At 48.4% G+C, this 8,146-nt stretch carries 10 protein-coding genes and 1 tRNA gene; 5 read left to right on the top strand and 6 right to left on the bottom strand.

The annotated features are described in order from the left end of the window. Together crcB and QM529_07030 are read left to right on the top strand one after the other, a co-directional pair. The coding region (crcB, locus tag QM529_07035) for a fluoride efflux transporter CrcB (GenBank protein MDI9314407.1) at positions 1 to 428 on the top strand (428 nt) is incomplete at its 5' end. 86 nt (positions 429 to 514) lie between these two features. Beyond that, positions 515 to 787, top strand: a complete 273-nt coding sequence (locus tag QM529_07030; GenBank protein ID MDI9314406.1) for a hypothetical protein — start codon at positions 515 to 517, stop codon at positions 785 to 787. A 25-nt stretch (positions 788 to 812) separates the two neighbouring features. Here the strand turns inward: QM529_07030 and QM529_07025 are convergent, their stop codons facing one another. Next, positions 813 to 2,459 (bottom strand): hypothetical protein, encoded by a 1,647-nt coding sequence (locus QM529_07025; protein MDI9314405.1) that lies wholly within the window; start codon positions 2,457 to 2,459, stop codon positions 813 to 815. Positions 2,460 to 2,570: 111 nt separating this feature from the next. On the opposite strand from QM529_07025, the gene QM529_07020 reads away from it, so the two are divergent. Next, a tRNA-Ala gene (locus tag QM529_07020) sits at positions 2,571 to 2,646 on the top strand. Between the two features lie 56 nt (positions 2,647 to 2,702). On the opposite strand, the gene QM529_07015 is transcribed toward QM529_07020, so the two are convergent. The 4 genes from QM529_07015 to QM529_07000 all read right to left on the bottom strand — a co-directional run bounded on the left by QM529_07015 (position 2,703) and on the right by QM529_07000 (position 5,215). After that, on the bottom strand, positions 2,703 to 3,281 hold the full coding sequence (locus tag QM529_07015) for a hypothetical protein (GenBank protein MDI9314404.1): 579 nt from the start codon (positions 3,279 to 3,281) through the stop codon (positions 2,703 to 2,705). 126 nt (positions 3,282 to 3,407) lie between these two features. Then, positions 3,408 to 3,770 (bottom strand): hypothetical protein, encoded by a 363-nt coding sequence (locus tag QM529_07010; protein ID MDI9314403.1) that lies wholly within the window; start codon positions 3,768 to 3,770, stop codon positions 3,408 to 3,410. 141 nt (positions 3,771 to 3,911) lie between these two features. Then, entirely contained in the window at positions 3,912 to 4,430 is a 519-nt protein-coding gene (gene ruvC, locus QM529_07005; GenBank protein MDI9314402.1) for a crossover junction endodeoxyribonuclease RuvC, read from the bottom strand. 29 nt (positions 4,431 to 4,459) lie between these two features. Then, the gene (locus QM529_07000) at positions 4,460 to 5,215 is read right to left on the bottom strand and encodes a YebC/PmpR family DNA-binding transcriptional regulator (GenBank protein ID MDI9314401.1); all 756 of its coding nucleotides are present in this window, start codon (positions 5,213 to 5,215) and stop codon (positions 4,460 to 4,462) included. Between the two features lie 255 nt (positions 5,216 to 5,470). On the opposite strand from QM529_07000, the gene pth reads away from it, so the two are divergent. Then, positions 5,471 to 6,121, top strand: coding sequence for an aminoacyl-tRNA hydrolase (gene pth / locus QM529_06995; GenBank protein MDI9314400.1), 651 nt, complete (start codon positions 5,471 to 5,473; stop codon positions 6,119 to 6,121). Between the two features lie 54 nt (positions 6,122 to 6,175). Here pth and QM529_06990 read toward each other — a convergent pair whose 3' ends face one another. After that, complete coding sequence (locus QM529_06990; GenBank protein ID MDI9314399.1) at positions 6,176 to 6,622, bottom strand: hypothetical protein; 447 nt, start codon at positions 6,620 to 6,622, stop codon at positions 6,176 to 6,178. A gap of 210 nt (positions 6,623 to 6,832) precedes the next feature. On the opposite strand from QM529_06990, the gene QM529_06985 reads away from it, so the two are divergent. Then, on the top strand, positions 6,833 to 8,146 hold a 1,314-nt coding region (locus tag QM529_06985; protein MDI9314398.1), incomplete at its 3' end, for a hypothetical protein.

The following is an 8,146-nucleotide window of genomic DNA, read 5'->3' as shown; positions in this document are numbered from 1 at the left end:
GTGATACAAACCACCCCATGAATTATTGGTTGGTGTTTGTTGGCGGTGGCATTGGTGCGGTGGCGCGGTTTTTTGCGGCGCGGGTGATTGGCCGGTTTGCCAATTATCATTTTGGCGAATCGTGGTTGGCTGGCTTGCCGCTGGGCACGTTGCTGGTCAATTGGCTTGGCGCGTTATTGATTGGCATCTTGGCCGAATTTTTTGCCTTAAAATTTTCGGGCGATCAATTATTGAGCGATAGGCTTCGTTATTTTTTGGTGGCGGGGGTGTTGGGCGGCTTCACGACCTTTTCGGCCTTTTCGCTGGAATCATATTTGTTGCTGATGAAGGGCGATTACGCCACCGCCACCGCCTATATTTTATTATCGGTGGTGGGGACAATAATGCTGGTGATGGCCGGCACCTTGCTGGCGCGGGCGATTTTCTAGGCAGGGTTACAAAGCGGTTGACAGGTTGCGGCCGATGGCGTATGGGAATCTGCGGTTTGGTTGTTTATAATAAAAGGAGACAAAAAATGAAAAAAATCGTTTTAATAATGCTGGCCCTGTCGCCATTGGCCTTAACCGGTTGCCTGTCAACGGTGCAACAGGTTTATTTGCAATGCAATGACACCGGCGCAAAAGAAATTTCAACCAGCGACAGCAGTGGCAGTATCAATAAAGGTTGGTTTGGTGGGCTGGCAACCAATAGCTCAAGCCAAACCGCCAGCTATGATTGCGACAAGATTTTGGCAAGGAAAGATGTCAAAAAATCCTTGCAAGAAAAAGGTTATTTGAAGGGCCAATAGCAGGTCAAACAGACCGCCGGTAATTTTACAATTTCTGCAACCGCGCGATAAAAAATCCATCCATGCCGCCAATGCCGAACAGGTAATGGGGGAGCAGGCGGAGGAAGCCATGTTGAAAGGCATCGTCGGGCAAAGAATCGGGCAGGGAGCTTAGGCTGTCCTCGGTTTTTTCAATCGGTAGGATTTTTGCGGTGCGTTCCTTTTGCAAAAATTGCGCGATGACGGATTCGCCTTCCTCGCGCTCTAGCGAGCAAACGGCGTAGACCAAAACCCCGCCGCTGGCCAACCAATCCCAAGCCTTGTGCAGCATTGCCAATTGTTGGCGCGCCGCTTGTTGAATGTCTTTTTCATTTTTGACCACCGTGATATCGGGGTTTTTGCGCAATGTGCCGGTGCCGGAACAGGGTGCGTCGAGCAAGACCCGCGAAAATTTTTTCGGCGGATTCATGGTCAGGACATCGCCCATCAAAATTTTTATTTGCGCTTCAACCGATTGCAAGTTTTTTTGCAACAGCAACAACCGCTCGCCCGATGATTCGACGACGGTAATTTTCGCCCCCAGCGCGGCCATCTGCCGTGCCTTGCCCCCCGGGGCCGAGCATAGGTCGGCAATATCAATATTTTTTTCGACACGCAATAACCGCGCCGGCAAGCTGGCCGAAATATCCTGCACCCACGCCGCACCATCGGCAATCACGGGCAAGGTGGAAAGTTGCAGGGTATTTTCCGCGCCGGCGGCCAACCGCACCATGTTGGCAAAGGGCAGGGCAATTTTTTCGATGCCATCATCTTTTTTATTTAAAAAATCGGCGGCATTTTTTTCATCGGCAAATAATAAATCGACCGGTGCCGGTGCGTCGTAAAGTTGTTGCATCATGCGCACCGCCGCCGCGCCATAAACCTCGCCATGGTTTTTTATAATCGGTGGCGGCGGGATATTATCGGTCGGCAGGGTGGTGGCCTCGCGCTCGATACGTTTTATCAGGGCGTGGAGCACGTTGGCGCGGGCGCGTTCGCCCAGCACACCGGATAAAAACCGGCTTATCACCGACACGGCGTGCGGTGCCTCCTTAAACAAAATCATTTCGACCAACAACCAATGAACCAATAGCGAAAATTTTTTATCGGCCGGCCGCAATGGTTTGCTCAGCAATTGGTTGGCGCAAATTTCCAACGCCGCGTGGTGGCGAAAAAAATGTTGGCAGATGCGATTCGCCTCGGCCAATTCCTGCGGTGTGTAATTGTTATTGCCGACCTGCAACTGAAATGGTTTTTTTTGCAAAACGGTGCGCTCCAAACTTTTTAGCGCGAGGTAACGGCTCCGCCCGCCGACGGGAATAGTTTGCGGCAATGGCGCGGGCGGCGTTGGGCCGATGGTTGGTTTGCCTGAAATTTTGCCATGGTTTTGCATCGGGTTTTTGTTCGGGTTTTTGCCCTTGTGCTTATCACCATGCTTGCCCGAATGCCCCTTGCCATTATTATTGCGAAATTTTTTATTTGGCCTGGGCGCGCCGGGTCGGTGCTGGTTATTATTTTTATGGCTGTCGCCAGGTTTTGGCTTTGATTCCTGACCAGGGGTAGATGATGCAACGGATGGGGCGGTCGGCGATGGGATTTTTTTTTCTTCGGGCATGATATGGGGGGAATCCGTTTTTACAATTTTTCGCGACATCTGTACCAAGCCTTAGCTATCAAAAGGGCGGACAAATTGCAAAGAAAATAATTGCCTAATGATAAAAAAACGATTATAGCACGATGAAAGAAATTTTTTTCTTTCCCGCATGGGGCTGTAGCTCAGTTGGTAGAGCGCTACGATGGCATTGTAGAGGTCAGGGGTTCGACTCCCCTCAGCTCCACCATTATCTTTTATTTTTTGGTGGGTTGGCGGGTGGCCGAATTTTTTTAACGCTTGCGATTATTTTGGTAATAATTTCGCCAATAGTTTTCCCAGCGGGCGATAGAAATAATTGGCGATGGCCGCGTCGCATTTATGCCAGGCCGATATAACCGCCGAAAATTTTTTGCTTGCCGGTTGGTAATAAAACCTGGCGATATTTAACGCGGCATAGAACGAAATAATCGCCGACAGCCAAAACCCCCAGAAATGAAAATAATCGCGGGCAAAAAAACTATAATGAAAAAAATTATCGATGAGCGGTAAAAACAACAACAGGCGAATGCGCCCGCCGGCATTTTTGTGTTGCGTCAACAATGGTGCCAAATAAGCAATGTTACATAAAAAACCATCACGATTGCTAAATAAATAAATAATACTTTGCCACAGGTTGATGGCAAGGTTGTCGCTGTAATCGGTGCTAAACAGGCCAAAAATAATAACCCACAGGTAAAGCAGGCCAATATTGCAAAGAATGTTTTTTTTAATTTCCTTGTCAATGGCGCGCAAAGGTGCGGTGACGCGATGGCTGATTTTATGATAAGATTTGGCGATTCGTTTTACAAAAACAGAATTGATAAAAGAAGAACGCGCCAACATGGTTTTCCCCCTAGCAGTGTTTATGGCAAAGGCCAAGCTGTTTTGGATAAAAAAATAAAGGCGGGGAACATTGCTGTTCCACCGCCTTTATCGCAAACTGAAAAACTCAGTTTAAAACGTCGATGATTACATCGTGTCGCCTTCTTCAGCGAGCTTGATGGAAGCATATAACGAAATGGCGGCTGATACCCAGAAATACCACTTGCCATAATTATCGCCCGCGCCACCCGCGTAGTCTGTCACATTCCAGATTAATGGTGCAAAATACAGCCACGAAGAGCGTTTGCCACCAAGATACATCGCCACCAATGGGCTGAGGTAGATTAGCAGGCTCATCAGACCGCTTGTATTGTTGAACAGATAGGCGATATTGGCCAGCAAGCCAGCATCTTCACCCGCGCCGAACAACCCGTAGATAATGATCCACGCGAACAGCAATGCTACGTTAATGCAGGTATTGTTGTTCATCATCATTGATTTTTTAGCCATAATATTATCCTCCTTAAAGGGACATGTTAATAAATGGTTATTGTTTAAGGTTTAAGTTGAAATTGTAAGGCCATTCGGCCACCCCGTCAAGCAGAAAAAAATCAAAAAATAAACTATATGTTTTTGATTTTTAATGATTATTTATGATAATGTGTCTTTCGATAGGGCGCGCCATGCTTCTTCTTGGTTTTGCAGTGCAGAAATTGCAATTCCCAGGGCGTCTGATTCGTGGTCGGTTTGCGGCGTGGCGGTGGGTAATAAAACCCGCACCATACCGGCCATTTGATTTTTATCGGCGCGGCCCGAACCGGTGATATTTTTTTTGGCCTGGCGGGCACCGATTTCAAACAATGGCAGGTTATATTTGCCGGCCAGAATAATCGGCACGGCACGTGCCTGGCCCAGCGTCATCGCCACCGCGGGGTTGCGATGGTAAAAAATTTTTTCCAACGCCAAGCAATTTGGCCGATGGGCAATTATAATTTTTTCCAAACCATCAAACAAAAATTGCAATTTTTTTTCGATGGGTAATTTTTGCGGCGGCGATATGGTGCCGCAAGCCACGAACAGCAACGCCGAACCGGATTCGCCGACCACGCCATAGCCAGCATGGGCCAACCCCGGGTCGACCCCCAAAATAATATCATTATGTTTCACCATGTTATTTTTTATGGCTTTGTGCCGCTGATTTAGGACAGGCCGGCCAACAGCGCATCATCCATCGTAACATTGGCGATGACTTCCTGCACATCGTCGTGGTCGTCCAATTGTTCCATCAGGGTAAGTAATTGGTTGGCCTTGTCATTGTCATTGTCATTTATGTCGACCATCACCGTTGGCTTCCAGGTTAGTTTTATTTCCATCGCCTGGCCGAGCGTTGCCTCCAGCTTTTCGGCGACCTGGTATAAATCATCGGGCGCGACGTAAATATCGTGGCCGTTGCCGTCGGATGATATATCGTCAGCCCCAGCATCAAGCGCGTTTTCAAAAACCTTATCCTGTTCGGCAATATCTTTGTTGTAATGGATATGGCCGACGCGTTGAAACATGAATGCCACCGAATTGCTTTCGCCCAGGTTGCCGCCATGTTTTGAAAACAACGAACGGATGTCGCCCACCGAGCGATTTTTGTTATCGGTCAAAACCTCAACCATAATGGCGACACCGCCCGGGCCGAAACCCTCGTAACGCAAGGATTCATAATTATCGCCATCACCCTGACCGCTGGCCTTTTTGATGGCGCGTTCGATATTATCCTTTGGCATTGAATGGGCGCGGGCATTTTGCAGGGCGAGTTTTAAGCGGCTGTTGCCGGTAGGGTTGTCGCCACCGGTTTTAACCGACACCATGATTTCGCGGGTGATTTTTTGAAAAATTTGCGCGCGTTTTTTATCCTGCCGCCCCTTGCGGTGCATGATATTTTTAAATTGTGAATGGCCAGCCATGGTGTGTTACGCTTATATTGCTCTTTATATTAATCTTGCGTCCATTTATTATCACGAATTATCGGCCATAACAAGTTGCTGGAACAGCCGCGATATCCCCTTAATTTTAGCCCCAAATTAGCCCGAAATTAGCACGGAATAATTGCTAGAAAAAACAGACAGAATTCGTTATAAACCAGCCCCATAAGGGCAAAAATGAGGGCAAAAATGAGGGCAAAAATGTTGACGAAAAAGAGGACACGAACGAGGAAGAAAATGACGACGCAAAAGACGATGGAAATGAAGACGCAAATCAAATGGCTGGTTGGATTAGGTAACCCGGGGGCGGGTTATGCCCGTAATCGCCATAATATAGGCTTTCGGTTGCTCGACGCTATCCAGCTGGCGGGCCATTTTAGCCCGTGGCAACTTTTCGCGAAATGGCAAGTGGTTGTGGCGCAGGGGGAAATAATCCATAACAATGCGCGCTACCCCTTAACCTTAATCAAGCCATTGGCCTATATGAATTTATCGGGCCAGGCGTTGCAAAGCGCGATGGCCAAGGCACAGGAAAAAATCACCATCGAAAATATCTTGGTTCTGCATGACGAAATCGATTTGCCCTTTGGCCATGCAAAAATAAAAAACGGCGGGGGCGAGGCCGGCCACAATGGCCTGAAAGATATTTCTGAACGATTGGGTCGGTTGTATCATCGCTTTCGGTTTGGCGTTGGCCACCCGGGGGCAAGGGAGTTGGTCAGCGATTATGTGTTGGAAGATTTTACCCAGCAGGAAGAACAAGAATTATCCGAGCTGATTCCCGTGGTGATGAAAAACTTTCACCATATTTTGGCGGGTGCGCCAGAAAAATTTCTGGCCGATTATACATCGGCCGTGAAAACGATTTTGCCGGCATCGGCAAAATAACTGGTGATAAAACAAGCCGGCCAATTTAATTTGGCGGGCGCAAAATGCCGGCGACTATTCAAACCGCTCAATCGCCCCGTCCAGATCCATCAATAATAATTCGACATCGAGGTGGGGGTATTTTGCCAAAATGGCCTGTTTGGTTTTTTGCAATTGTTCTTGGTGGCTGTGGGTTTCGGCGTCGCGCGATTTTTCGGTGTTGTTGCCCAATATCATGCGGTGCGCGGCGCAATTGCGGTGGTCAAGCACCATGACGCGGGTAATGTGGTGAACGCGAATCGCAATCGCCAAATGGTCCCAAAAGCTTGAACCCCAATGGGGGTATTTGTCGGTGGTAACCGCCACCGCGCCACCGCCCAGGGCAACATGGCTGTAATCATCCTCCAGCCCCCTTAGCAACATATAACTATGGATGAATTTTACCATGCGGTAATCGATGCAGGTAAGAAGCAAGGTCGAGGCGCGAAGCCGCGTGGTCGGTTTTAATTTTTTTTGCGCCATGATTTTTTAAAAAACACCCTTAGAATTTATTTAAAATTTATACGGCTTATTGATTTGCCTGTCAACATGATGCGGCACGACAAAAACCATGCGAATTAAGCAGTCGCATTATTGACTATTGAAGACAAAGATTACAGAAATACCCTATTAGGTGGTGCGATGGCATTTGGCATTTGTAGACAGCCAATTATAGTGAGAAGGGGACATATCATGAAAAATAAAAAAATAATTATTGGCTTTGCCATGGGCTCAAACATAGAAGCAATAACGCGAATAACATGCGCGATGCTGATGACAACCGCACTAAATAGCTTAGTTTTCACCAATCACGCCAGGGCACAAAATACAAAATCTTCCCCCAACAGCGTAGCGGTAGGGCAGAATTTATCGCCCTCAAACAGCGTAGCGGTAGGGCAAACAAAATCGCCCTCAAGCAGTGTAGCGATAGGGCAGAATTTATTGGCGAATAAAATCGATGGCAAATTGTTGTTAAAGGGCGACCTCGGTTATGTTTATAGCTTTGCGGGCAATTGGTCAAAAACCAAAACATCTGATGGTGCCATGATTGGCGATAATAGATCCGGCGCGACCGGCGGGGTTGGTTACGGCCTATCCTTGGGCTACACCCACAAATCGGGCTTGGGCATGTCGGCGGATTATTTGGGCTTTGACCACAAATGGGCGGGCGGTGGTGGCAATGGTAATGGCAATGGCAATGCTGTTTATAATTACGACGCAAGTTATCATGTGGTAACCTTGACGCCAAATTACCGCGTCAGGTTCGACCAGGCAAATCATTGGGGTTTGCGTTTTGGTTTGGGGTTGGGGTTCAGCATTTCCGATGTTGCCTGGGCGCAACAGGTTGCTGGCAATGGCGCGCAACAAAACGGCGCGAAGCTTGCGGGCGGGGCGATGTATCTCCTCAGCAATAATGGCACGTCGCGGGGCAATATTCCGCCGCAAATTGGCACCGGTTGCGAAAATGCCGTCGGTTTTAACGACGACAATACCCCCGACCCAAACAGCAATTTAAAATGCATCAATAACCTCAATGACCCCATTGCCGGTTCAAACATCAACAGCGATGATGACGTGGCGCAATGGTTACATAACCATGGGGTAACGTCTGCGCAATTGATAGCGGTGCCCAAGTCGGATTGGAATCGCGTCGGCGATAGCCAGGTTTTCGTTTATAAAATGAGCGATGGTTTCGGCGGGGTCGCGCCAAAGGTTATCGAGGGGTTGCAAACCATCGAGGCCGTGGCCAGTTGCAACAACAGCGGTGGCACCTATGCCACCGCCATTTGCACCATCAACACCAGCGGTAAGGCCAAAGACGACATCGGTTTTGTTATCGCGCCCCAGGCCGCGTTGGAATTTGATAACGGCATGTTGCATGCCGACATTAATATTAAATACCTGCATGAGGTTTTGGCGGTGCGTTATTTTGGGTCGGAGGGTTCAGTTAGCGGCCAAAAAGAATCCGGCGCAATAACCTACACCTCAAAACCCGGCCCCCTCGCC

Origin of the sequence: Hydrotalea sp. (assembly GCA_030054115.1) — a bacterium.
Lineage (GTDB): Bacteria > Pseudomonadota > Alphaproteobacteria > JASGCL01 > JASGCL01 > JASGCL01.
The sequence above is the reverse complement of the archived record's forward strand: the minus strand, read 5'-3'. Positions and strand labels throughout refer to the sequence as shown.

Bases quoted from the DNA above. Each gene is read 5' to 3' on its own strand.
- QM529_07015 (MDI9314404.1), bottom strand. From the start codon at position 3,281: ATGTTGGCGCGTTCTTCTTTTATCAATTCTGTTTTTGTAAAACGAATC.
- QM529_07000 (MDI9314401.1), bottom strand. From the start codon at position 5,215: ATGGCTGGCCATTCACAATTTAAAAATATCATGCACCGCAAGGGGCGG.
- QM529_06990 (MDI9314399.1), bottom strand. From the start codon at position 6,622: ATGGCGCAAAAAAAATTAAAACCGACCACGCGGCTTCGCGCCTCGACC.
- QM529_07025 (MDI9314405.1), bottom strand. From the start codon at position 2,459: ATGTCGCGAAAAATTGTAAAAACGGATTCCCCCCATATCATGCCCGAA.
- pth (MDI9314400.1), top strand. From the start codon at position 5,471: ATGACGACGCAAAAGACGATGGAAATGAAGACGCAAATCAAATGGCTG.
- ruvC (MDI9314402.1), bottom strand. From the start codon at position 4,430: ATGGTGAAACATAATGATATTATTTTGGGGGTCGACCCGGGGTTGGCC.
- QM529_07010 (MDI9314403.1), bottom strand. From the start codon at position 3,770: ATGGCTAAAAAATCAATGATGATGAACAACAATACCTGCATTAACGTA.
- QM529_07030 (MDI9314406.1), top strand. From the start codon at position 515: ATGAAAAAAATCGTTTTAATAATGCTGGCCCTGTCGCCATTGGCCTTA.